This window comes from Aquibium carbonis, from assembly GCF_003970795.1.
GTDB classification, from domain to species: domain Bacteria; phylum Pseudomonadota; class Alphaproteobacteria; order Rhizobiales; family Rhizobiaceae; genus Aquibium; species Aquibium carbonis.
Map to the genome: position 1 here is coordinate 57,114 of NZ_RWKW01000026.1, position 24,036 is coordinate 81,149.

General features: G+C 66.4%; 22 protein-coding genes. 9 read left to right on the plus strand and 13 right to left on the minus strand.

The features are described 5' to 3' along the window. Positions 1-5 precede the first annotated feature (5 nt). The gene (locus EJC49_RS07375; protein ID WP_126698821.1) at positions 6-1,097 is read left to right on the plus strand and encodes an AbrB family transcriptional regulator; all 1,092 of its coding nucleotides are present in this window, start codon (positions 6-8) and stop codon (positions 1,095-1,097) included. A 61-nt stretch (positions 1,098-1,158) separates the two neighbouring features. Continuing rightward, positions 1,159-1,425 carry a DUF6460 domain-containing protein gene (locus tag EJC49_RS07380; RefSeq protein ID WP_170314645.1) on the plus strand — a complete coding sequence of 89 codons (267 nt, stop codon included), beginning with the start codon at positions 1,159-1,161 and terminating at the stop codon, positions 1,423-1,425. On the opposite strand, the gene EJC49_RS07385 is transcribed toward EJC49_RS07380, so the two are convergent. Beyond that, positions 1,415-2,347 carry a histone deacetylase family protein gene (locus tag EJC49_RS07385; RefSeq protein WP_126698822.1) on the minus strand — a complete coding sequence of 311 codons (933 nt, stop codon included), beginning with the start codon at positions 2,345-2,347 and terminating at the stop codon, positions 1,415-1,417. The two genes, EJC49_RS07380 and EJC49_RS07385, sit on opposite strands and share 11 nt — an antisense overlap. A gap of 215 nt (positions 2,348-2,562) precedes the next feature. Between EJC49_RS07385 and EJC49_RS07390 the strand changes: the two genes are divergently transcribed. Beyond that, positions 2,563-3,927 carry an MATE family efflux transporter gene (locus EJC49_RS07390; RefSeq protein ID WP_126698823.1) on the plus strand — a complete coding sequence of 455 codons (1,365 nt, stop codon included), beginning with the start codon at positions 2,563-2,565 and terminating at the stop codon, positions 3,925-3,927. On the opposite strand, the gene EJC49_RS07395 is transcribed toward EJC49_RS07390, so the two are convergent. Then, positions 3,928-5,010: a quinone-dependent dihydroorotate dehydrogenase gene (locus EJC49_RS07395; protein ID WP_126698824.1), complete on the minus strand. Its 1,083-nt coding sequence runs from the start codon at positions 5,008-5,010 to the stop codon at positions 3,928-3,930. It lies immediately after the preceding gene. Further along, the gene (locus EJC49_RS07400; protein ID WP_126698825.1) at positions 5,007-5,354 is read right to left on the minus strand and encodes a DUF952 domain-containing protein; all 348 of its coding nucleotides are present in this window, start codon (positions 5,352-5,354) and stop codon (positions 5,007-5,009) included. The genes EJC49_RS07395 and EJC49_RS07400 overlap by 4 nt, the downstream gene beginning before the upstream one ends. A 112-nt stretch (positions 5,355-5,466) precedes the next feature. Here EJC49_RS07400 and EJC49_RS07405 point away from each other — a divergent pair, with 112 nt between their 5' ends. Continuing rightward, positions 5,467-5,871 carry a hypothetical protein gene (locus EJC49_RS07405; RefSeq protein ID WP_126698826.1) on the plus strand — a complete coding sequence of 135 codons (405 nt, stop codon included), beginning with the start codon at positions 5,467-5,469 and terminating at the stop codon, positions 5,869-5,871. A 2-nt stretch (positions 5,872-5,873) separates the two neighbouring features. On the opposite strand, the gene EJC49_RS07410 is transcribed toward EJC49_RS07405, so the two are convergent. The 3 genes from EJC49_RS07410 to EJC49_RS07420 all read right to left on the minus strand — a co-directional run bounded on the left by EJC49_RS07410 (position 5,874) and on the right by EJC49_RS07420 (position 8,123). Beyond that, entirely contained in the window at positions 5,874-6,701 is an 828-nt protein-coding gene (locus EJC49_RS07410; RefSeq protein WP_126698827.1) for a thioesterase family protein, read from the minus strand. Positions 6,702-6,815: 114 nt separating this feature from the next. After that, positions 6,816-7,526 carry a DNA helicase gene (locus EJC49_RS07415; RefSeq protein ID WP_126698828.1) on the minus strand — a complete coding sequence of 237 codons (711 nt, stop codon included), beginning with the start codon at positions 7,524-7,526 and terminating at the stop codon, positions 6,816-6,818. A 192-nt stretch (positions 7,527-7,718) separates the two neighbouring features. Further along, positions 7,719-8,123, minus strand: coding sequence for a hypothetical protein (locus tag EJC49_RS07420; protein ID WP_126698829.1), 405 nt, complete (start codon positions 8,121-8,123; stop codon positions 7,719-7,721). A 213-nt stretch (positions 8,124-8,336) separates the two neighbouring features. Between EJC49_RS07420 and EJC49_RS07425 the strand changes: the two genes are divergently transcribed. Then, the gene (locus tag EJC49_RS07425; protein WP_245453308.1) at positions 8,337-8,999 is read left to right on the plus strand and encodes a response regulator transcription factor; all 663 of its coding nucleotides are present in this window, start codon (positions 8,337-8,339) and stop codon (positions 8,997-8,999) included. Positions 9,000-9,030: 31 nt separating this feature from the next. On the opposite strand, the gene EJC49_RS07430 is transcribed toward EJC49_RS07425, so the two are convergent. After that, positions 9,031-12,519: a PAS domain-containing hybrid sensor histidine kinase/response regulator gene (locus EJC49_RS07430; protein WP_126698831.1), complete on the minus strand. Its 3,489-nt coding sequence runs from the start codon at positions 12,517-12,519 to the stop codon at positions 9,031-9,033. 189 nt (positions 12,520-12,708) lie between these two features. Here EJC49_RS07430 and mscL point away from each other — a divergent pair, with 189 nt between their 5' ends. The 4 genes from mscL to EJC49_RS07450 all read left to right on the plus strand — a co-directional run bounded on the left by mscL (position 12,709) and on the right by EJC49_RS07450 (position 16,018). Beyond that, on the plus strand, positions 12,709-13,155 hold the full coding sequence (gene mscL, locus EJC49_RS07435; protein ID WP_126698832.1) for a large conductance mechanosensitive channel protein MscL: 447 nt from the start codon (positions 12,709-12,711) through the stop codon (positions 13,153-13,155). Positions 13,156-13,254: 99 nt separating this feature from the next. Continuing rightward, a complete protein-coding gene (locus tag EJC49_RS07440; RefSeq protein ID WP_126698833.1) occupies positions 13,255-14,421 on the plus strand; it encodes a pyridoxal phosphate-dependent aminotransferase in 1,167 nt (388 codons plus the stop codon). A 115-nt stretch (positions 14,422-14,536) separates the two neighbouring features. After that, positions 14,537-15,529 (plus strand): UDP-glucose 4-epimerase GalE, encoded by a 993-nt coding sequence (galE, locus tag EJC49_RS07445; RefSeq protein ID WP_126698835.1) that lies wholly within the window; start codon positions 14,537-14,539, stop codon positions 15,527-15,529. Between the two features lie 114 nt (positions 15,530-15,643). Next, complete coding sequence (locus EJC49_RS07450) at positions 15,644-16,018, plus strand: DUF1622 domain-containing protein (RefSeq protein ID WP_126698837.1); 375 nt, start codon at positions 15,644-15,646, stop codon at positions 16,016-16,018. Here EJC49_RS07450 and EJC49_RS07455 read toward each other — a convergent pair. The 6 genes from EJC49_RS07455 to EJC49_RS07480 all read right to left on the minus strand — a co-directional run bounded on the left by EJC49_RS07455 (position 16,003) and on the right by EJC49_RS07480 (position 24,009). Beyond that, the gene (locus tag EJC49_RS07455; RefSeq protein WP_126698839.1) at positions 16,003-16,476 is read right to left on the minus strand and encodes a hypothetical protein; all 474 of its coding nucleotides are present in this window, start codon (positions 16,474-16,476) and stop codon (positions 16,003-16,005) included. The two genes, EJC49_RS07450 and EJC49_RS07455, sit on opposite strands and share 16 nt — an antisense overlap. Positions 16,477-16,601: 125 nt before the next feature. Then, complete coding sequence (locus tag EJC49_RS07460; protein ID WP_126698841.1) at positions 16,602-17,570, minus strand: ABC transporter permease; 969 nt, start codon at positions 17,568-17,570, stop codon at positions 16,602-16,604. Beyond that, the gene (locus EJC49_RS07465) at positions 17,567-19,138 is read right to left on the minus strand and encodes a sugar ABC transporter ATP-binding protein (protein ID WP_126698843.1); all 1,572 of its coding nucleotides are present in this window, start codon (positions 19,136-19,138) and stop codon (positions 17,567-17,569) included. The genes EJC49_RS07460 and EJC49_RS07465 overlap by 4 nt, the downstream gene beginning before the upstream one ends. 47 nt (positions 19,139-19,185) lie before the next feature. After that, positions 19,186-20,889, minus strand: coding sequence for a hydantoinase B/oxoprolinase family protein (locus tag EJC49_RS07470; protein ID WP_126698845.1), 1,704 nt, complete (start codon positions 20,887-20,889; stop codon positions 19,186-19,188). Between the two features lie 14 nt (positions 20,890-20,903). Next, positions 20,904-22,922, minus strand: coding sequence for a hydantoinase/oxoprolinase family protein (locus EJC49_RS07475; RefSeq protein WP_210211766.1), 2,019 nt, complete (start codon positions 22,920-22,922; stop codon positions 20,904-20,906). A gap of 88 nt (positions 22,923-23,010) precedes the next feature. Next, complete coding sequence (locus EJC49_RS07480; RefSeq protein ID WP_126698849.1) at positions 23,011-24,009, minus strand: sugar ABC transporter substrate-binding protein; 999 nt, start codon at positions 24,007-24,009, stop codon at positions 23,011-23,013. Positions 24,010-24,036 lie beyond the last annotated feature (27 nt).

Consider the following 24,036-nt stretch of genomic DNA (forward strand, 5'->3'; position numbering starts at 1 on the left):
TCACCATGTCCGAAGACCTCGACCAGCCCGCCCGCCTCGCCCGTTTCGCCTCGCCATGGCAATGGCTCCTGCTTGTGATGCTCTCGACCATTATCGCGATCGGGCTCGAATTTGCCGCGCTTCCCGCAGCGCTCCTGATCGGCCCGATGATCGCGGCGATCGTGGCTGGCGTCTCCGGCGCCACCGTCCGCCCCGCGCCATCGTTCTTCGTCGCCGCGCAGGGCATCATCGGCTGTGTCATCGTCAGCGCCATCGAGCCGTCGCTGTTCCGGACGCTTCTGTCGGGATGGCCCGTCATCGTGGCAGCCGTGCTGTCCACGCTCGCCGCGTCGAGCCTGCTCGGCATGATGGTCGCGCGCTGGGGCTCGATGCCGGGCACCACGGCCGTCTGGGGATCGGCGCCCGGCGCGGCCAGCGCGATGGTCGTGATGGCCGACGCCTTCGGCGCCGACGCCCGCCTGGTCGCCTTCATGCAGTACCTGCGCGTCCTCATCGTCTCGATCTCGGCGGCGGTGCTGGCCCGGATCTGGATCGATGTCGGCGATGCGGCCCGCCCCCCGGTCGACTGGTTGCCGCACCTCATCCTGCCCGACTTCGCCATGACGCTCGTCATTGCCCTGGTGGGGGCGTTCGGCGGCCGGATGACCGGCATTCCGGGCGCGACACTTCTCGGGCCGCTGCTGATCGGCATTCCGCTGCATCTCGGTCTCGGCCTCGATCTGCAACTGCCCGAATGGCTGCTGGCGACGAGCTATGCCATCATCGGCTGGTCGATCGGCCTGCGCTTCACCCGCCCGATCCTGCTTCACGCCGCCCGGTCGCTGCCGCAGATCATCGGCGCCATCCTGGTCCTGACCGGCTTCTGCGCGGCGGTGGGCGCGGTTCTTGCGGCCACTTTCGATGTCGATCCGCTGACGGCGTTCCTGGCCACCAGCCCTGGCGGCATGGACTCGGTCGCCATCATCGCCGCGGCGTCCGGAAGCGTCGACCTGTCCTTCGTCATGACATTGCAGATGACGCGTTTCCTGATCGTCCTGATCGTCGGGCCGCCGCTCGCCAAGGCGATCGCCATGCGCATGAACCGCCGTCCGCCTTGATGACGACGCGATAAAGTCCTATCTCGCGCTGCATCGCGCCTTGCAAAGGATGTCCCTGACCGTGTCCGGTTCCGTTTCCCGCTTCCTCGGCGACAGCCCGCTGCGCGTGCTCGTCAAGCTGGTCGTCCTGTCGTTCCTGGTCGGCTTCGCCATGCATGCCTTCGGCTGGATGCCGCAGGATGTCTGGTATGCGCTGCGCAACGCCGTTCTCGACGTGTGGCGGATGGGGTTCGACGCAATCGAGCGCTTCTTCGGCTACTTCATCATCGGCGCCATGATCGTCGTGCCGATCTTCATCATCATGAGGCTTTTCAGCTTCAGACGCTGACAGCGACGCGCGCCTGCTCGTTCGCCCACGCAGCCGCGACCTCGAACAGGATCGCGTGACGTTCGGCGAGCGCCGGTACGTCGGTCGAGTAACCGCCGCCGATCACCCCGCAGACCGGCACGCCGGCCTGCCGGAAATGGCCGATCACGGCACGGTCGCGCTGCCGCAAGCCCTCATCGGTCAGCGACAGCTTGCCCAGCCGGTCGTCGGAATGGGGGTCGACGCCCGCATTGTAGAAGACGATATCAGGTCGGGCGTAGTCGGACAGGAGTTGCAGCAAGGGCTCGAGCTTCGCCATGTAGGCATCGTCGCCGGTACCGTCCGGGAGGCTGACGTCGAGATCGGACGGGATCTTGCGGGCCGGATAGTTCTTCTCGCCATGCATGGAGAAAGTGAAGACCCTCGGCTCGTCCGCGCAAACGTCCGCCGTGCCATCGCCCTGGTGAACGTCGAGGTCCACGACGAGGACGCGCCGCACGGCATCCTCGGCCAGCAGGGTCATTGCGGCCACGCCGACGTCGTTGAAGGTGCAGAAACCGGCGCCCTGCATCCGGCGCGCATGATGGCTGCCCCCGGCGGTGTTGCAGGCCAGGCCTTTGGCAAGCGCCAGGCGCGCTGCCAGAAGCGTTCCGGAGGTCGCCAGATGCGCGCGCCGCGCCACCCGTTCGTCGACGGGGAAACCGATCTCTCGCTCGATCTCTTGCGGCACGCTGCGCGTCAGAACCTGTTCGACATAGATCGGATCATGGGCGAGTGTCAGGAGGTCGGCGCCGATGGGCTCGGGCTCATGCAGGCGGGCGGGATCGACGAGCCCACGGCTCCTCAGCGCCTCCATGAGCAGGCTGTACTTCGCCATCGGAAAGCGATGGCTGGGTGAAAATCGGGCGTCGTAGTCGGGATGATGGACGATATCGATTGGCATCCCTTTCTAGCTAGGTCTGCAACGCCCGGAAGAAAAGGGTTGCGTTCACCGGTTTGTGCATTCGGCTCGATATCGGCCTCTCGACATCGCGTCTGGCCGGATGCGAACCGCGCTTCGGCAATCGACCGGACGGACATGGGGAAGGACGCTGCCGCCTGTTTGATCCACGCCAGCTTTCCTCTACACAGGCGTCTTGTGGTCGGGGAAGCGGGCTGATGCGGTCGGAAGTCGAGGAACTGGCGCCTGCGCCCATGCAGGGGCGGCCCTTCATCGTCACCAACAGGCTCGTCCTGTCGATCGCCCTGCCGATGACGCTGGCGTATCTGACGACGCCGCTGCTCGGCATCACCGACACGGCCGTCATCGGACAGTTCGGCGATCCCGCCATGCTCGGCGGCCTTGCCGCCGGCGCGATCGTCTTCGACCTCGTCTTCTCCACCTTCAACTTCCTGCGCGCGGGCACGACCGGCCTCGTCGCGCAAGCTTTCGGCAGCGGCGACGGCCGCGCCGAGCAGGCGTCGTTCTGGCGCGCCTTCGTCCTCGCGGTCGGCATCGGCATCGTCCTGGCGCTCGCCGGACCGGCTGTCGCCTGGGCCGGCACGCTGTTCATCGCCGGCGAGCCGGCCGTGAACGAAGCCTTGAAGAGCTATGTGATCGTGCGCCTGCTCAGCGCCCCCTTCGCTCTCGCGAACTACGCCATCCTCGGCTACGTGCTCGGCCGCGGCGAGGGCATGCTCGGCCTGTTTCTCCAGATCGTCCTCAACGGCGCGAACATCCTGCTGTCGATCTGGCTGGGGCTCGTGCTCGGCTGGGGGATCGAGGGTGTCGCCTGGGGGACGGTCTGGGGCGAGCTTTTCGCCTGCCTCATCGGCCTGACCATCGTGTTCCGTCGCTTCTCGATCCTGCCGCGGCTGTCCATGGCCCTCATTCTCGACCGCACCGCGCTGAAGCGCATGCTCGCGATGAACGGCGACATCATGATCCGCTCCTTCGTGCTGCTCTTTGCCTTCGCGCTCGTTGCCCGCCAGGGTGCGCAACTCGGGACGCTGACGCTGGCCGTCAACGCCGTGCTGATGAACTTCTTCCTCGTCGCCGGCTACTTCCTCGACGGTTTTGCGACGGCGGCCGAGCAACTCGCGGGACGGTCGGTCGGCGCACGGCAGCGCAAGTCCTTCGTCGACACGATCAGGCTCACCGGCCTGTGGGGTTTTGCGCTGTCGGGCGCGGTGGCGGTCATCGTGATCCTGTTCGGCGACGCGCTGGTGGCCTTCATCACCACGGCGCCGGACGTGCGCGAACAGGCGGCGACCTATCTGCCCTGGGCTGCGCTGACGGCCGTTTCAGGCGTGCTCGCCTTCCAGATGGACGGCGTCTTCATCGGCGCGGCATGGTCGCGGGACATGCGCAACATGATGCTGCTGTCCTTCGTCCTCTTCCTCGCCGCCCTCTTCGTGCTTCCCGGGCTGTACGGCAATCACGGCGTCTGGGCGGCGCTGCACGTCTTCCTGATCGCGCGCGGGCTGACCCTCGCAGCGATGTTGCCCGGACGGCTGCGCCAGACCTTCGTCGACCGGACCTGATCAGTCGAGCGGCACGGCGGCCCAATGCGACAGCCGGCTGTCGCGCAGGGCGGCGGGCGACGTGGCGCCCTCGCGGTCGAGAATGGCCGACAGACCCTCGACGATGCGGCCGGGCAGCGCGGGACCGGCATAGATCATCCCGGTATAGACCTGAACGAGATCCGCGCCGGCCCGAATCTTCTCGGCAGCGGCTTCGGCCGAATCGACGCCGCCGACGCCGATCAGCACCCGGTCCGGGCCGAGCCGCTGGCGCATGCGCGCCAAGATGGCGGTCGAACGCGAAAACAGCGGCCGACCCGACAGGCCCCCCGTCTCGGACCTCTGGGCCGCGGTCAAGCCGGCCCGCGACAGGGTCGTGTTGGAAACGATGACGCCCTCGATGCCGTGCGAGGCGACCTCGGCGGCGACGTCGTCGAGGTCGCCCTCGTGCAGGTCAGGCGCGATCTTGAGGAAGATCGCGATCCCCGGTTTCGCGCTCGCGGCACGCGCCTGCGCGACCCGCGACAGGAGTTCGGCCAACTGCTCGCGACCCTGCAGGTTCCGAAGGCCCGGCGTGTTCGGAGACGAGATGTTGACGGTCAGATAGGAGGCCACCGAGGCGAAGCGCCGGACGCCGCTTTCATAGTCGGCGATGCGGTCGTCGGCGTCCTTGTTGGTGCCGATGTTGACGCCGACGATGCCGGGCCCGGCCGGAAGCGCCGTCAGGCGCGCAAATGCGGCATCATGGCCTTCATTGTTGAAGCCGAGACGGTTGATGACGGCCTGGTCTTGCGTCAGCCTGAATATCCGGGGCCTGGGATTGCCCGCCTGCGGTCGGGGCGTGACGGTGCCGACCTCGGCGAAACCAAATCCCAGCCCCAGCAATGCGTGCGGAACTTCGGCATTTTTGTCGAAACCGGCGGCCATGCCCAGCGGATTGGGAAATGTCAGGCCGGCGACCCTCGTCTCCAGCCGCCGATCCGCCTTCGGCCGGCAGCCGAGCGGCACCCCGGTTTTCAGGGCGGCAATGGACAGCCCATGCGCCGTTTCGGGATCGAAGGCAAAGAGCGCGCGGCGGCCGATCGCCTCGACCAGGCCCTTCATGTCGCGAGATCCGGAAAGACATGCCGGCCGTCGTCGCCGAGCGGCAACGGCTTTGCCCAGAGGGCCTGCCGAGGATCGAGCGGCGCATAGAGATGCGGAAACAGCGCGCCGCCGCGCGACACCTCCCATTTCAGCGCCCCCCCGAGCGCGGCGGCATCCACCGCGACCAGCAGCAGATCCCCCTGCCCGGCAAAGTGCTTCGCGGCGGTCTCCGCGACCTGGCCGGCTGTCGAGAAATGGATGAATCCGTCGGCGAGATCGACGGCGGCGCCATCGAATACGCCCTTGTCCTCGGCAAGCCGCCACTGCGCCGCCGTGCAGATCTTGTAGATGCGCTCGTTCATCCCCGCTCTATAGGGCGAGTCCGGCCATGGCGGAAGGCGCCGCTCGACCGGATGTCCCAATTCCGGCGCAATGCCGTGCGTTTGCTGCCGCATCGACCGATCGGAGGGTGCCATGCCGACCAGACTTGCCGCCGCGACCGTGCTCATCGTTCTCGCCGCCACGGCCGGCGCCCCGGCACAGGAAGAGCGCTACGCGATCGAACGGACCCAGGACGGCTATGTGCGGCTGGACACACGGACGGGCCAGATGTCGAGCTGCTCGGAGCAGGCGGGCCAGTTGGTCTGCCGTCTGGCTGTCGACGAGCGCGACGCCTTCCAGGACGACCTCGATACGCTCGCGGCCCGTCTCTCGGCGGTGGAGGAACGGCTGTCGGCGCTGGAAGGCGCACCGGCGACCGCCCTGCCGGGCGAAGAGGAATTCGAACAGAGCCTGAGCTACATGGAGCGGTTCTTTCGCCGCTTCATGGACATCGTCAAGGAATTCGACCGCGACAGCCCTGCTCCCGACCGGACCTGACGTCAGGCCCCAGCAGACCCGGCGAGGGGCATGGCGACGGACTTTCGCGTCGTGAGATCGAGAATCACCGCCACGACCTGGGCGGTCGCGACGGGCGCGCCATCGGCAAAGCGGGTGATCTCGTGGTGAAGCTGCAGCGCCTTTCCCCCGGTCGGGACGGCGTGCGAATGGATCAGCAGGGCGTCACCCGCCTTGGCCGGCTGGTGATGGGTGAGCTTCATTTCCAGCGCCACGCGGCCGTAACCCAGTTCCCGAAGCCGGGCGATCCCAACCCCCGCGACCTCCCAGACATGCGCGGCCGCGTCGGACAGACGCCCGACGAAACCCTGCGCGAGCAGTTCGCCGACCGCGTCGCATTGCATCGGCTGGACGATGGTCCGGCTCGACACCAGCCCGCCGAGCGCCAGCACCTCACGCGGCGGCATCGGCAGGCTCGGGGCGGCATCGACGCCACGCGGAAGGGCCTGCTCGACGTCGCTCTCCCGAACCTGGTTGCCGGCGGCCGGGATACCTGTCGGGGCGTCGAGCGCCGTGGCCGCGACACGGCCGGTCTCGATGTCCTCGAGGAGGTGAACCGTGTACCCGGCGAAGCGCCCGTCGGCCACGATCGCCGAGAGCGTGCGCGTGATGCCCCCGGCGTGCAGCTCCGCGTGATAGCGGACGTGACGGGTGCGCGGCAGCGGGCCGGCCATGTCGCCGCCGTTCATCCCGGCGAGAAAGCGCGCCGCCTCGTCGAAGCGCTTGAAATAGAACTGGACGTTCATGTGGGCGTTGTCGTCGCATTCCCACGTGTTCACGAACGACCGATGGGTCTCGACGAAACCGTTCATCTGCTGCCTCCCGATGCCATTCAGCCACCGCCCCGTTTGCACGAGGCGGCGCTGGTGGCAACTGCGGATGTCTGGGCCAGACGGCCAGTCCGCGTCCGGGTCACCGGCTTCGGGTCAGGCAACGGCAGAAAGCACCATCTCGCCTTCGTGAAGGAAACACGCCTTCGAGAACAGCTTCAGGTCGGCGGGATTGGGCAGCCGGACATCGCCGAGCGAGGGCATCCGCCGGTCCGCCAGTTCGAAAACGCGGTCGATCTGCGACACGAGCACGATGATCGAACCCGAACTCCGGGAATGGGCGGCCAGCGTGGCGAGCTGTTCACCGATCGGCGGCTTCGTCCGCTTCTGATCGAGAAGCTGGAGATAGTCGATCGCAGCGAAACCTGGACGATCCCGATCGCGAAGCCGATCCACCACATAGTCGGCGCAGATGTCGTCGGACGTATCGATCAAGAGCGCCGCCTCGCCCGGATCACTGGCGTGTCCGAGCGACGCCAGCCGCGTTCGAACCTCGGGATCGGTGTATTCGAGCGTGAAGAAGGTGCTGGGCATGCCTCGGCCGGCAGCGGCGAGCGCCAACTGCAGGGCCAGCAAGGTCTTGCCGTGCCCGGGCCGCGCGCCCAGCAACACCATCTCGCCCTGGCAAAGGCCACGCAGGATGCTGCCAGCCGGATCGGAACGGGCAGCGAAAGCCAGATGGTCCCAGCTTCGAAAGCCGCTTTCGCGCGCGATGGCGTCGAGCGCTTCGTTGAGGGCGATGCCGCGTTGTCGCGACATGATTCTTGCATTGCGTTTAAGCCTGTAGATCGGGGCGGATAGCTTCATCGGCGACGTCCTCGTGCGAGCGATGTTCGCAACCCCTCCTCATGCAAACGCTCGAACCAGGTGGTCCGCAAGGTCGTCGCTCTGCATGTCGGATGCTGCCCCGATGGAGGGAGGAGGCTCGAGCCAAGCCCGAATCGACGCTAGACCCGCGTCGTTCCGCTGGCAAGTCGCCTCTTGCTCGCGGCGAGGATGTCAGGACTGGAGGGCCATAAACGGGCGCACGCCGGCGATGGACAGGGTGACCGACATGGCGAAGAAGAAGCAGGCGACGTTGAACGCAAGCCGAGCGAACTGGCCATAGACTTCACGCAGGATGTCGGCGAAAGCCCGGTCGGCGCGTTCGTCGGATGGACGGCTGCGCTCATCCAGGAACAGCCAGACTTCCGTGCGGCGCGGCGGCTGCCGATGGGCCAGCATGGCCTTCTGCGTGAGAAGGCCCGCCATGAGCAGCGTGCAGATGGCGCCGCACCGAAAGGCGAGGACCGGGTGGAAGGCCAGGGACAGCATCGTCATGGCAATGGCGAGCGCACCGAAACCGACGGCTCTGCCGACGCAGACGAAGGCAATCTTGCGAACGGGCTCCACGGCGTCCTCCATTCGTCCCCGGCCATCCAAAACTGGAGATTTGCAGTTTCGAACGGCTCAGCACCGGAAAGGTTTCGCTTCGGACGGCCGCAAATGTCTCTCAAACCGGGAAACCCGGTCGATATGCGTCTTATGGCTTGAAAAGCGACTGCAACGCCGCATAATCAACCTCCCGTCATCCATACACAAAACAAGAACCGGATGCGGACCCAGGGAGGGCGGCCAGTGTCATCGGGCCTGAAAATCGTGATCGCCGACGATCACCCACTGTTTCGCGGCGCGCTGAAACAGGCACTCGCCAGCGTGGCGAAAGACCCGATCATCCTCGAAGCCGGCACGTTCGCGCAGACCAAGGAGGTCGTGGCCGGTTGCGATGACATCGACCTGGTGCTGCTCGACCTGACGATGCCGGGCGCCAGCGGGTTGTCGGGGCTCGTCGCCATCCGCGCGATCAACGTCGGCGCACCCATCATGATCGTGTCGGCCCACGACGAAGTCGAAACCATCCGCCGGGCGCTCGACCTCGGGGCATCCGGATACATCTCCAAATCCGCCAGCATGGACGAAATCCGCAAGGCCGTGCAGACGGTTCTCGACGGCGGCGTGCACGCACCGACCGACAGCGAACTCGGCACCGAAACCGACCCGGAAATCGCCGACCTCATCCAGCGGCTGCACAGCCTGACGCCGCAACAGGCCCGGGTTCTGTCGATGATCGCCGAGGGACTTCTGAACAAGCAGATCGCCTATGAACTCGGTGTTTCCGAGGCGACGGTGAAAGCGCATGTCTCGGCCGTGCTCCAGAAGCTGAATGTCGACAGCCGAACGCAGGCGGTCATCCAGCTTTCGCGGATCGGAACGGACACGATCGTCGCATCCGCGAACTGAGAAACCAGCTGCAACCGATTCGGATTTCAGCCTATTCGGCCGCCGACGACATCTTGCGGCAACGCTGCAGCACGGTGCGCAGGCCGGCCGGCTTGACCGGCTTGTTGAGGATGACCACGTCGAGCGCGGCCGCCTTGTCGCGCACTTCGCTCGACCGGTCGGCCGTGATCAGCACGGCAGGAACATCCCTGCCATAGGCTTCGCGCAGCCGCCGGATCACCCGGATGCCATCGTCGCGGTCGAGGTGGTAGTCGGCCAGGATGACGTCGGGCGGGTCGCCGAGCGCGTCGTCGGACACGTCTGGCATCGCGCCGTGGGTGGTGACCCGGCAGCCCCACCCCTCCAGCAGGAGACGCATGCCGTCCAGGATGCGCGGCTCGTTGTCGATGCACAGCACGTCGAGCCCGGCCAGCGACTGTCCGCCCTCGGCCGCGCGCAACGGCGTCACGACCGCGTCCACCGCCATCGGCTCGGCCACCGGCATGATCACCGAAAAGCGGGTTCCGCGGTGCTGGCATGACAGGATCTGGATTTCCAGCCGCAGCACGCGGGCGATACGGTCGACGATCGACAGCCCAAGTCCCAGCCCCTGCGCCTCGCGCATGCCTTCGTCGAGACGGGTGAACTCGCGAAACACCGTGTTGAGCTTGTCGGGCGCGATGCCGATGCCGCTGTCGAGAATCTGGATCTCGACCAGTTCGCCGCGCCGCCTCGCACCGACGAGCACGGTGCCCTTGCGCGTGTACTTGATGGCGTTGGAGACCAGATTCTGGATCAGTCGTCGGAGCAGGTTCCGGTCCGTCGTTACCGTCAGAGAACAGGGAACGATGCGCAGCCTGAGGCCCTTTTCCTTCGCCATGGGCTGGAAATCGGTGCCGATCTGGCGCAGCAGGCCATCGAGCCGGAACGTGGTTTCCTTCGGCCGCATGGCGCCTGCGTCGAGCCGCGATATGTCGAGTACGGCGCCGAGGATCATCTCGACCGACTCCAGCGCCGATTCGATGTTGGCGGCGGCCGCACCAGACGGTCCCTTTCCGGCCTGCTCGAGCAGCGAGGAGCAGTAGAGCCGCGCGGCGTTGAGCGGCTGCAGGATGTCGTGGCCGGCGGCCGCCAGGAAGCGCGTCTTGCCGAGATTGGCTTCCTCGGCGAGCATCTGCGCCTGGGCAAGTTCCTCGTTGACCCGGAGCAACTCGGCGGTTCGGCGCGCGACGCGCTGTTCCAGCGTTTCGTTGGCGCTCTTCAGCTCGATGTCGGCATGCACCCGCGCGGTGATGTCGGCATAGGTGGCGACGATGCCGCCGTCCGGCATCGGGTTGGAGCGGACCTCCAGGATACGGCCACTGGCTTTGAGTTCGATCTGCCAGGGTCTGGCGAAGGTGTTGAAGCGCTCGAGCGTCCGGCCTTCGGACCCGTGACCGATGTCGCCGCGCTCGGCCAGATGGTCGAGCACCTGGCCCAGCGACACGCCGACCTGGCCGAGATCGTCGGGCAGGTCGAGCAGGAGCCGGTACTGACGGTTCCAGCAGATCAGCCGGAAATCGCGATCGAAGACGGTAACGCCCTGCTCCATCTGGTCGAGCGCCGTCTGGAGCAGGTCGCGATTGTGTTGCAGGGCTTCGGAGGCGTCGTCGAGCAGCTTGTAGGCATCCTTGACCGTCTTGTCGCGGCGCTGCAGCAGAAGCGACAGGACCAGACGGGCCGACGAGGATCCGACGGCGCTCGTGAGCAACTGTTCCGAGAACCGGATGACCGACATGTCGGCCGGCTCGGCGCCGTCGAGTTCGCGACCACGCCGCTGCGCGAAGCTCTCGAAGGAGCGCTCGGTTCGCTCCGCGCCGAGATAACGCGCGATCGTGTCCTTCAGGTCGTCGACGGTCGCCGTGGTGCGGAATCGGCGCAGGCTCGGCATCGGGCTCACCTCGCGCGGCACGAAGATGGACGCCTGGATGCGCTCGAGCGGGCGCGCCGCTCGCGACAGCGATCCGAGCACGAGACCGAGCGTGTTGACGAGCAGGCTCCAGAACACGCCGTGATTGAGCGGCTGGGCGACGACGCCGAACAACGCCTGCGGCCGCAGCGCCTCGAGGCCGAACGGTCCGTGAACGACCAGCGGCAGGTCGGCAGGAGCGAGCGAGGGCAGGAGCAGCGTGTAGGCCCAGACCAGGATGCCGCCGGTCATGCCCATGATGGCTCCGCGGCCATTGGCCTGTCGCCACACGAGCCCGCCGAAGAAGGCCGGTGCGAACTGCGCGATCGCGGCGAATGACATGAGGCCGATCGAGGCCAGGCGCGTGTTGTGGGTGGTTTCACGGTAGTAGAGAAAGGCCGCAAACAGCACCAGGAAGATGGCCGCGCGGCGAACGTTGAGGATGATCTGCGACCAGTCCTCATATCCCGAGCGTCCCGACCGGATGAGCCGGCGAAACAGGAGCGGAATGACGAGGTCGTTGGAAATCATGATCGACAGCGCCACGCTGGCGACGATCACCATGGCGGTGGCGGCCGAGAGCCCGCCGATGAAGGCGGCCATGGCCAGGAGGTCGTTTCCAGCCAGCAGCGGCAGCGACAGGACGTAGAGATCCGCGCTCGTCTGGCTGCCGACCGACACCACCCCGGCAAAGGCGATCGGAATGACGAAGAGGTTGATGCAGACGAGATAGATCGGGAACAGCCAGGTCGCGGTTCGCAGTTCCCCTGCCCCGCGGTTCTCGACGATCATGACGTAGAACTGGCGCGGCAGCATGATGATGGCGAAGGCGCTGAGCAGCGTCAGCACGAACCAGGTGGCAAACGAGGTCGGATAGGCCGAGGCGGCCGCGACCTCGGCGTTGTCGCGCACCGCCTCGATCAGATCGGCCGGACCGTCGAAGAACAGGAACACGACGAAAATCCCCACCGCCAGGAATGCGGCGAGCTTCACGACCGATTCGACCGCCACCGCCAGGATCAGCCCGTCCTGGTGCTCGGTCGCGTCGGCGTGGCGCGTGCCGAAAAGCACGGCGAACAGCGCCAGGAGGATGGCGACGAGGAGCGAAATGTCACCGAGGAACAGGTCGATTTCCGGCGGGCGGCCATTGTAGTGCTCGACCATCAGGCTGACGGAATCCGAGATCGCCTTCAATTGCAGCGCGATGTACGGAATGGCCCCGACGGTTGCGATGATGGTGGCGATGGAGGCCACCACGAAGCTCTTGCCATAGCGTGCGGCCAGGAAATCGGCGATCGAGGTGATTTTCTCGGCTTTCGAAAGCCGCACGATGCGGTGCAGCAGCTGGTATCCGAAAAGAAACACCAGCACCGGGCCGATGTAGATCGCGAGGAACTCCAGCCCCCGTTCGGAGGCCAGGCCGACCGAACCGAAGAAGGTCCAGGACGTACAGTAGATGGCGAGGCTGAGCGCGTAGATGTAGGGGCGCACGCGGTCGGGCCGGCGCGCCGCCCTGCGATCCCCGAGGCTCGCGATGACGAAGAGCAGCGTGACATATGCGATGGCGATGATGACGACGACCCAGCCGCGCATTCACCCTGTCCTCCCGACGGGAATGTTTTCGACAACTCGCGGCGAAATGCAAATCAGACTTGAGTCGACCCCGTTCCACGACGTTCCGCGGCATCCGACCGATGCACGTTTCCTTCGCCGCGCGCGACGCTATAATCGCCAGACCGGAGACTGGCCGCGAGGGGCGCCATCCGGGGAGAACGAGGGACCATGCTCAAGGAATTCCAGGAGTTCATCTCGAAGGGGAACGTGATCGATCTCGCCGTCGGCGTCATCATCGGCGGAGCCTTCGGCCTGATCGTCAAGTCGCTGACCGACGACATCATCATGCCGATCGTCGGCGCCATCTTCGGAGGCGTCGACTTCTCGAACTACTTCCTGCCGCTCGCCTCAGGCGTGACGGCCACGACGCTGGACGCGGCACGCGAACAGGGCGCGGTCTTCGCCTATGGCAGCTTCATCACGGTCGTGATCAACTTCATGATCCTCGCCTGGATCATCTTCATCATGATCAAGGCCGTGAACCGGATGCGCCGGACGATGGAGAAACCCAAGGCGACGCCGGACCAGCCGGCCCCGCCACCCGCCGACATTCTGCTGTTGACCGAAATCCGCGATCTGCTGGCCAAGCGCGACGACCCGACCCGGACCGTCTGACCAGACCCCGGCGAAGCGGTTTCCACCGCACTGGCCTATTGCAACCGCGTCCATGGCGGGGGTAATCCGTGCGCCTCTCGCACACGGATTACCCCCGCCATGAGCCTTCTCGACGACATCCGAGCCGAAGCCCGGCTCGCGCCCGACAGCGGCATCTCCTCGATCATCGACTATGGCCGCGGACGCCCTGGCCTGATCCCGATGTGGGCGGGCGAAGGCGACCAGGCGACGCCGGAATTCATCACCGCCGCCGCGGTCGCGGGCCTGGAGGCCGGCGAGACGTTCTACACGTGGCAGCGCGGCATGCCCGACCTGCGCCGGGCGCTGGCCGACTACCACAGCCGCCATTTCGGGCGCTCCGCTTCGGCCGAGGAGTTCCTCGTGACCGGGTCGGGCATGCATGCGATCCAGCTTGCCTTGCAGGCGACCGCCGGCGCCGGCGACGAAGCCGTGTACCTGTCGCCCGCCTGGCCGAACTTCGCCGCCGCCGCCGGCGTGATGGGCACCAGGCCGGTTCCCGTCGAGCTCACCTTCTCGGAACGGGGCTGGACCCTCGACATCGAGCGCCTGGACGCCGCCATCACACCCAGAACTCGGGTGCTGTTCGTCAATTCGCCGTCGAACCCGACAGGCTGGACCGCCGACCGGGAAACGCTTGCCGCGATCCTGGCACTGGCCCGCAGGCATGGGCTGTGGATCATCGCCGACGAGATCTATGCACTGTTTCACTACCGTGGCGGCCGTGCGGCATCGTTCCTCGATGTGATGGAACCCGACGACCGGATCATCTTCGTCAACAGCTTCTCCAAGAACTGGGCCATGACAGGCTGGCGGGTCGGTTGGCTGCGGGTGCACCCGAGCCTGCAGCAGATGTTCGAAAACCTGATCCAGTATTCGAATTCCGGTGTTCCGCAGTTCCTCCAGCGCGGAGCCCTGGCAGCACTCGACCAAGGCGACGCGTTCGTTGCCGGACAGGTCGAACGCGCCGGTGCCGCGCGGGACCTGGTCTGCCGCATCCTTGGCGCCACCAACCGGGTGAAGCTGTCGCCACCGGCCGGGGCCTTTTATCTGTTCTTCGCCATCGACGGCCTGCCCGACGCGCGGGCGGCGGCAGCCGAGATCGTGGACAAGGCCAATGTGGGGCTGGCGCCCGGCACCGCCTTCGGCGCCGGCGGCGACGGCTATCTCAGGCTCTGCTTCCATCGCCGCCTGGACCAGGTCGAGGAAGCCGCCGAGCGCCTTGCCGGCTGGATCGGCGGTCGCTGACGCTGATCGTTAAAATTGCATCGGCTGACTTAACGGCACTTCAGACGATTGTCGTGCATATTCCGCTCGTTGGCGCACCGGGGACGTGTGCCGGGACAACAGGCGGATCTCTCACATGGCTGTGCTCGTCACGGGTGGCGCCGGCTATATCGGCAGCCACATGGTATGGGAATTGCTCGACGCGGGCGAGGATGTCGTCGTCATCGACAATCTCTCGACCGGCTTCGAATGGGCGATGGCGCCGGAAGCGACGTTCTACAAGGGTGACGTTGCCGACCGGCGCCTCGTCAGGCGCGTCATCCGCGACCATTCGGTGGACGCGATCATCCATTTCGCCGGCTCGGTCGTGGTGCCCGAATCGATCTCACGACCGCTGTTCTACTACGAGAACAACACCTGCAAGTCGCGCGCGCTGATCGAGCACGCGGTGGCCGGCGGTGTCCGTCACTTCATCTTCTCCTCGACCGCGGCGATCTACGCGGCCGGCGATTCGCGGCCGCTCGACGAGGAGGCGCTCGTCGCCCCGCAGACGCCCTACGGCATGTCCAAGTTCATGGTCGAACTGATGCTCCGCGACGTGGCGGTCGCGCATCCGCTCGACTACGCGATCCTGCGCTATTTCAATGTCGCAGGCGCCGACCCGAAGGGCCGCGCCGGACAGTCGACGAAAGGCGCCACGCACCTGATCAAGGTCGTCTGCGAGGCGGCCCATGGCCGACGCGACCATGTCGACGTTTACGGCGCCGACTGGGAAACGCGCGACGGGACCGGGATTCGCGACTACATCCACGTCTCCGATCTCGTCCTGGCCCACCGCCTGGCCTTGCAACGCCTGCGCAATGGCGGCGGCAACCTCGTGGCGAACTGCGGCTACGGACGCGGATATTCCGTCCGGGAAGTGATCGACAGCGCCAAGCGGGTTGCGGGAAAGGATTTCCCCGTGGCCTTCGCGCCGCGCCGTCCCGGCGATCTCCCCTCGGTGATCGCCAATGCGGCGAGGGCCCGCAAGGAACTGGCCTGGACGCCGCGCTTCGACGCGATCGACGACATCATCGAGACCTCGCTTGCCTGGGAAGACAGCCTGTCGCGGAAGAACTCGGCCGCCTGAGCGTGTGGCTGCTCCCGCCGTCGATGGCGGGAGCGGACCCCGGCCAAGGCAATCATCGGCCTTGTCACGACCCTCGCCATCTGGAACGCTGCCGCAAAGCGACGGGGACAGACGATGATCGACGAAGGCTTCTTCAACGCGCTCCTGCACTGGACCACCCGCTCGATCGAGGTGGCCGGGATCGCCGCAATCGTGCTCGGCATTCTGCTGGCGACGGCGCGTTTCGGTCTTCGCCATATCCTCGACAGTCAGCGCGAGATGACGTTCCAGCGCTATCGCGGCGATGTGGGTCGCTCGATCCTGCTCGGACTGGAGTTCCTGGTGGCAGCCGACATCATCAACACGGTCGCGATCGACCCGACGCTCGAGAGCCTCGCCGTGCTGGCCGGGATCGTCCTCATTCGAACCTTCCTGAGTTTCGCCCTCGAAGTCGAGATCGAAGGGCGCTTCCCCTGGCAGGCCCGTCCGGACGATCAGCCGCGCAGATAGGGATTGCGCCGCGGCAAGGGCGTCAGACGGATCAGGCAGCTTCCATCGTCGCCGCGTGAGAATTCGACCAGCGTGTCGCGTTCGGCATCGGCCCAGAGCCAGCGCTGCGAGGGTGAACTCCGACGTGACACCGGGGCACCATGTTGCTGCAAGAGGGCATCCGACGCCGCATCGCAGTCCCTGACCTCGTCGGACGGTCGCAACTCCACCAGACCGAGTTCGCCGAACTCGCTGAAGCCGAGCCGGGCCTGGAAATCGATCCCGGACGCTTCGACGTCGACCGCAAGGAGCATGGTCAGGCTCGATCCCGCGACCGGCTCGTCCACACGCCCGGTGCCGGCAGGCGCCGCAAGGCGGGCGGCGTGCTGCGTCATGCCCCAGTTCGTCCATTCCCAGCCCGCCCGGGCGGGCGTGGAAACACAGGTGGAGAAAGCGATGGCGAAGAGGAACAGGCGCATGTCTGGTGCAATGCACCATGAGCCCGGCACATGCACCCTCGAACACCGGCAGCGGTAAACATACCCTTTTTGCGAGGCGCTTGATTCGACGGAATGAGCGCGACGGCAGATCGTTGGTTCGGCGTCTATCGTCGCCGGCCCGCCGCGCTGATACCCACCGCCGCGACGATGATCAGGCCGGTGGTCAGGTCCTTGTAAAAGGGGTCGGCGTTGAGGATGTTGAACCCATTGTTGATCAGCGCCAGCATGAAGACACCGGCCACCGAGCGCCAGACAGCACCCTGCCCGCCGTAGATCGACGTGCCGCCGATGATGACGGCCGCGATGGCCTCGAGTTCCATGCCCGTGCCGGCCGTCGCCTGGCCGAGAGAGATGCGGGAGGTGGCGATGGCGGCTGCCAGCCCCGCCGCGAAGCCGTTGATGGAAAAGGCGACGATCTTGACGCGTTTGGTGCGGATACCCGAGAGGATCGCGGCTTCCTCGTTGCCACCGACGGCGAGGATCTTGCGTCCGATCGTCGATCGGTTCAGCAGGATGGTCAGCGCCACGGCGAAGACGACCAGCACGATCACCGCGTAAAAGACCACGCCGATCCGGCCACGGCCGAGCCAGGTGAAATCGTCCAGCCGCACCGGTAGCAGCGTGCCGCCGGTGATGAGGATGGCGATACCGCGATAGACCAGCCCCGTCGCCAGCGTCGCAAGGAAGGAATGGATGTTCAGCGTCGTGATGGTCAGCCCGTTGACGAAGCCGAGCAGCATGCCGACCAGCGGCGCGGCCATCAGCCCGGCATAGGGGTGGACGTTGAGCGCGAGCCAGGCGGCTGTCACGCTTGCCACGGCGAAGATCGCCGCGACCGACAGATCGAAGCCGCCGCAGATGATGACCAGCGTCATCGCTGCCGCCATGATGGCAAGCGGCGTGTTCTGGTTGAGGATGTTGATCAGGTTCTGAACCGTGAGGAAGGAATTGCTCGACAGCGAGAGCAGCACCATCAGGACGAGGATCATCACCGCGACCGCATAGGTCTGGAGAAACCTCAGGGCGGCCGCGACACTGATGCCCTGTTCCGTCCCGCGCGCGCTCGTCGTCATGCCGTTGCCCCTGCCTTGTCGGCGCCCTGTTCGTGAAACAGCCGCCAGATCACCTCGTCCACCGTCGTTTCGGCTGGAACGATTTCGCCGGTGACGCGGCCGCCCGAGACCGTGTAGGCGCGATGCGCCAGCCCCAGCACCTCCTCGATTTCCGACGAGATGAGCAGGATGGCAGCGCCGCGCCGCGCCGTCTCGCCGATGAATTCGTGGATGCGGCGGCGCGCGCCGATGTCGACGCCGCGGCTCGGTTCGTCGAGAATGACGATGCGGGGATCGCCGAGGATCCACTTGCCCATCACCACCTTCTGCTGGTTACCACCCGAGTAATTGGCGACTTCGCCGTCGACATGGCCGGGCTGGACGCCGAAATAGTCGATCAGGCGGCGCGCCTCGCTGCGCTCCGCGCCTGCGCGGACCAGCCCGAAACGCGCGAAGGCCGAAAGGTGCGGCAGGGTGATGTTGGGTCGCACGGTCTGCGTCAGGACGAGCCCCTGCTTGCGGCGGTCCTCGGGCACCATGGCAAGGCCGCGTTCGATGGAGGATCGCGGCGAGCGGTCGGCATAGACTTCGCCGGCAACCGTTACCATGCCTGCGACCGAGGCATCTGCGCCGAAGATCGCGCGGGCGATTTCCGTGCGCCCGCTGCCGACCAGCCCGACGAGGCCGACGATCTCGCCGGGCCAGAGATGGAGATCCGCGCCGCGCACCCCGGTCGACGTGACAAGGCCGCGCACGGAGAGAAGCGGCGTGCCGGTGCGGTCCGGCTCGGGCGGAAGCGGCGGATAGGCGACATCGGCCGCGGGCCGGCCAATCATGGCGGCGATCAGCGAGGCCTTGGTCTCGTTGGCTGCTGGCGACGTGCGGATGACGGCGCCGTCGCGCATGACGGTGACGGTGTCGCAGACGTCGAGCACGTGGTCGAGAAAGTGCGAGACGTAGATGATGGTGCAGCCGCGGTCCCGCAGCTTGCGCATGACGCCGTGCAGGCGCTCGGCTTCGTCGTGGGTCAGTGACGAGGTCGGCTCGTCCATGACGATGACGCGCGCCTCGCGGGCGAGCGCTCGCATGATCTCGACCTTCTGCTGGTCGGCGATCGAGAGCGAGCCGGCGGTTGCCGCGGGATCGAGGTCGAAGCCGGCGAAGGCGGCGATGTCGGCAAGCCGCCGGTCCTCGTCACCGACCAGAAAGCCGACGCGGCTGTGCTCGATGCCGAGGAAGACGTTCTCGGCGACCGACAGCGCCGGCACGAGTTGCAGTTCCTGGTGCATCATCGCGACGCCGCGCGCCAGCGCCAGCGGCGGATCCCACTGCGTGACGCTCTCGCCAAAGACCATCAGGTCGCCGGAAGAGCGCGAGTAGTAGCCGCCGACGATCTTGCCGACCGTGGACTTGCCGGCGCCGTTTTCGCCGATAAGCCCGTGGATCTCGCCGGGAAGGAAGTCGATGGACACGTCGCGCAGAACCTCGACGCCGGAGAAGGATTTCGAAACGCCGGAGAGGCTGATGCAAGGGGCGGACGCTTCAGCGCGTGCCGCCTGTCCCGTTTCGACCTCCGTTCCAGCCGCCATCTCGTGCCTTTCCAACCCGCTGCGAACCGCCGGCTTCTCGCCGTCGGTCAGGCTCTCGCCTCGGTGCGGACGGGATCCACCGTCAGGTCCGAGCCGATCGCCACACCATAATGCGAAAGGGCTGCCTCGCGCGAGACCGCGCCGGACACGACATCGTGGAGGACCTCGTCGACGGGTCGCGTCTTCGGGTTGCCATTGCCACCGCCGCCACCGGTTCGGGTGACGAAGAGCGTGCCCTTCTCGAAGCGCCGGGCGCGCATCTTCAGCGGCTTTTCTACGCGGCCGTCAGGGTGGATGATGTCGTTGTCGGGGCCTTGCCCGTCGCCGCCGCCATTGATGCCCCAGGCCGGCGTACGCGAGCGCTCGAACCACAGCGCGCCGTAGCAATCCTCGAGCAGCCGATAGCTGCGCACGACACCCATGCCGCCGCGCCAGCGCCCCGGCCCGCCGGAATCCTGGCGCAGAGAGAACTCCTCGACCCGCACTGGGAACTTGGTCTCGTAGACCTCGGCAGGAAGGTTGCGGAAGCCGCCATTGACGAGGTTGATCAGCGCGCTTTCGCCGTCAGAGCCGTTGGCGCCGCCCCAGCCGCCGGCCGTCGGCTCGACCGAGATCCACTGGCCGCGGTCGGACTCCATGTCGAAGAAGGCCGCGACCATGGAGTCGCCGTAATGCGCGGCGGTCGCCTTTTCGGGCATCGCCTCGCCGAGGCAGGAGATCATCAGGTCGGCGAGTAGGCCGAGACCGGTGAAGTACCATTCGCAGGCGGCAGGCTCGCGCGCGTTGAAGATGCACTTGTCGGGGATGCGCACCTCCATGGTGGAGAAGGAGCCGCCGGTGATCGCCCGGTCCGGGCTGATCATGGTCTTGTAGGCAAGCCGCAGCAGCGACTCGGTCTGCACCGCGCCGCAGTTGATCGAGCCCTGCACCGGACCCGAAGAGCCCTCGAGATCGATGATCATCTTCTCGCCCTCGATCGTCAGGCGAAGCGCGACCTTGACCGGGTCGGTGGTGACGCCGTCGTCGTCGAGATAGCCCTCGCGATAGTAGCTGCCGTCCTTGAGCTTGCCGATCGCCTCGCGATCGAGCAGCCTGGCCTGCTCGAAGATGTTGGCACAGGCGGCGCGATAGGTGTCGGCCCCGATCCGGTCGAGGATCTGCGACAGCCGCTTCTCGCCGGTGCGGATCGAGGTGATCTGGGCGTTCAGGTCGCCGATCGTCATGTCCTTCAGCCGCGTATTGCGGGTGAGAAGGTCGTACCATTCGGGAATGCGCTTGAACTTCGTCACGATGCGGGTCGGTCCGAGCCGCAGGCCCTCATGGAAGATCGAGGTCGAGCCCATGGTGGAGCCGGGGTCGATGGCGCCGATGTCCTGCCAATGCGCGCGCGCCGCGCCGAAGCCGACGAGCTCGTCCTTGTAGAAGAGGGGACCGATGGCGGTGACGTCGTGCAGATGCGTGCCCTGCAGGTAGGAATCGTTGAGGATGAAGATGTCGCCGGGATGGATGTCCTCGCCGTAGCGATCCAGCACCAGCTTCACGCAGGCATCGATCGCGCCGACGAAGAGCGGCACGCCGGTCGACTGGCCGAGCATGTTGCCCTTCTCGTCGAGCAGCGCGACGGCACTGTCGCGCCCTTCGTAGATGATCGCCGAGAAAGCGGAACGCCACAGCGCGGCATTCATGTCCTTGGCGCAGGAGATGACGAAGTTGCGGACGACTTCGGTGGTGATCGGATCGGCATGGGCCATGGTCGATGTCCTTCTCAGCGTCGCGTCAGGAGAAGCTGGCCGCCGGTGATCACCTCGGCGCGCCAGTCGGGCGGCAGGATCGTCGTCGCGGTCGCCTCCTCGATGATGGCAGGGCCTTCGATCGCCTCGCCCTTGGCGAACTCGTCGCGGTTGAGCACGGCTGCGTCATGTTCGACGCCGTCGAAATAGACGCGGCGTGCGCGCGGCGCGGTGCGACCCCGCACCGCCGGGTCGGGGATGCCGGGACGGGTGAGCGTACCCAGCGCCGCCACCCGCAGGTTGGCGACCTCCACCTGCGCTTCCGGGCTCGAGTGGCCGTACTGGCGCTCGTAGGCCTCGTCGAAAGAGGCGCGAACGGCCGCCATGTCGATCGCTCCCGCCGGCACCGGGATGGTCAGGACATATTCCTGGCCGTGGTAGCGGAAATCGGCGAAGCGCTCGAAGGAGATCTCGGCATCGGCGAAGCCTTCCCGGTTGAGGTAGCCGGTGCCTTCCGCCTCAAGGGCCGAGAACTTCTCGGCGAGATCTGACCCGTCGATCTGATGCCAGAAGCCGTAATAGGTCATCTTGAAGTCATGCCGGACGTCGGTCTGGAGCATGCCCCAGGCGGAGAACGCGCCCGGCATCACGGGGATCACCACTTCGCGGATATCCAGCTGCTGGGCAAGCGCCACAGCCTGCGCCGGCCCTGCCCCACCGAAGGCGACGAGCGCGAAATCGCGCGGATCGATGCCGCGGCGAATGGTGATGGTGCGGATGGCGTCGGCCATCTTGGCATTGATGATGTCGATGATGCCCTGCGCCATCGCTTCGGTGGACAGTCCGAAACGGGCGCCCAGCGCGCCCACCGCCTCGCGCGCCTTGTCCTTGTCGAGCGTCATCGAGCCGCCGGCGAAGTTGGACGAATCGAGCCGGCCGAGTACGAGGTTGGCGTCGCTCACGGTCGGCTCCGTTCCGCCGCGCCCATAACAGGCGGGACCGGGCACCGATCCGGCCGATTTCGGCCCGACGCGGACGGCACCCGCCTCTTCCCAGGCGATGGAGCCGCCGCCGGCCCCGATCACGTGGATGTCGACCACCGACATCTGGATCGGCAGGCCTTCGAGCTCGGCCTCGTTGGATGCGGACGGCTTGCCGTCGATGATGAGGCTGGCATCGAAGGACGTTCCGCCCATGTCGACGCAGATGAGGTTCGGCTTGCCGATTTCGGCGGCCAGCGTCTGGCCACCGATCGCGCCGCCGACCGGTCCCGACAGGAGCGTCTGCAACGGCATGTCGGTCGCGGCGGCCGCGGTCATGGCGCCACCGTTCGACTTCATCACGTGAAGCTGCCGGCCTTCCGGCAGACGCGACGAGAGCTGGGCGACAAGTGTGTCGAGGTAGCGCCGCACGACCGGCGCGGCATAGGCGTCCATGGCCGTCGTCGACGTGCGGGCATATTCGCGCCACTCCGGCGAGACGCGATGCGACAGGGTGACCGGAATGCCGGGCAGCCGATCCTTCAGGTAGGCCTCGACGGCGAGTTCGTGCGCGGCGTTCTTGAACGAGAAGAGCAGGCAGACGGCAACGGCCTCGTAGCCCTTCGTGCGAACCGCCTCCACCACGGCATCGAGTTCGGCGACGTCGAGTGCGGTTTCGATCTCGCCCTTCGCATTGACGCGCTCGGTCACGGTGTAGGTGTCTGGGATTTCCACCAGCGGCCGGGGTTTGCGCCAGTGGATCGAGAAGATCTCGCCGCGGTCGTTGCCCTGAATGGTGTAGATGTCGCGGTAGTTCCTGGTGGTGACGAGCGCAACCTTGGCGCCACGCCGGGTCAGCACCGCGTTGAGACCCACCGTCGTGCCATGCACGAAGAAGGCGATGTCGCCGCCCGAGAGATGCGTTTCGACGCCCTCGATGACGGCGAGCGCCGGATTGTGCGGCGTGGACAGAACCTTGAAGGCTTCGCACACGCCGGTTTCGGCATCCTGGAACACAAGATCGGTGAACGTACCGCCAATATCGGCCGACACGCGATAGGACCTGCCTGTCACGTCAATTCTCCCGCAAGAATAGGGTGTCGAAGGGGCCGGCCCCGATGCCCCTCGGGGCCGGCGGTGTCGATCGGGTCGTCTTCTGGGTCTACTGGGCCCATTCGCCCTTGAAGTCCGGATTGGCCTCCAGGACTTCGGCATTGATCATGGCCGGCACGGGGCCGACCTCGTCCATGTTGACGAAGCTCGGCGCTTCCTTGCCTTCCAGCGTCTTCACGACCGCGTCGAGCGCGTAGGATCCCATCGACACGGGAAACGCCGCAAGCGTCACGTCCCAGCGCCCCTCGCGGATCGCCTCGATGGCCACGGAGGCAGCGCCGCCGCCCGACAGGTACATCGCCTTGACGTCGCGGCCGGCGGCCTCGATGGCGATTTCGGCCCCGATCAGGTGCTGGTCGGCATTGGAGAGCACGACGTCGATCGACGCATTGGCCTGCAGGATGTCCTGCATGACGGTCAGCGACCTGTCGGGGTCGTAATTGCCCTCGCCCGTGGCGACGATCTTGATGTTGGGATGCTGGCCCAGAACCTCGACGTAGCTTTCATAGCGCAGATTGTCGAAGGGATAGATGCGCTGGCCGATCAGAATCGCGACGTTGCATGGATCCTTGCCCTCGCAGAACTTCGCAACGTCCTCGGCCTGCGCGCGCGCACCGGCGGCCGGCGGGCCGGCAACGGTGGTCGTGACGCCCGGAACCTGCGGCTCGAGCTTGGAGAGATCGGGCCCGATCGGGAAGAGCGCGGTTGCCAGCGGTTTTCCTGCCTTGCCCACCTCTTCGACGGCACCGGCGATGCCGACCGTGTCGTTCGGCACCACGATGAAGGCATCGAACTGGCCGCCGGCCAGAACGTCCTCGATCTGGCTGTACTGGAGCGCGGCGTTGAACTGGCCATCATAGATGGACGTCTGGACGTTGCCGAGTTCCTTCGCCTTGTTCTGGACACCCTCGTAGATCGCCTGGTTGAAGCCGTTCTGGGCCGACGAGGCGAAGACTGCGACCTTCCAGTCCTTGGCATTAGCCGTTCCGGTCAGCGCGGCCGCGACCAGCGCGGTCGACGCCGCAAGACGGCAGATTCCTTTCAGCATGACGGTTCTCCTCTTGTCGGCGTTATG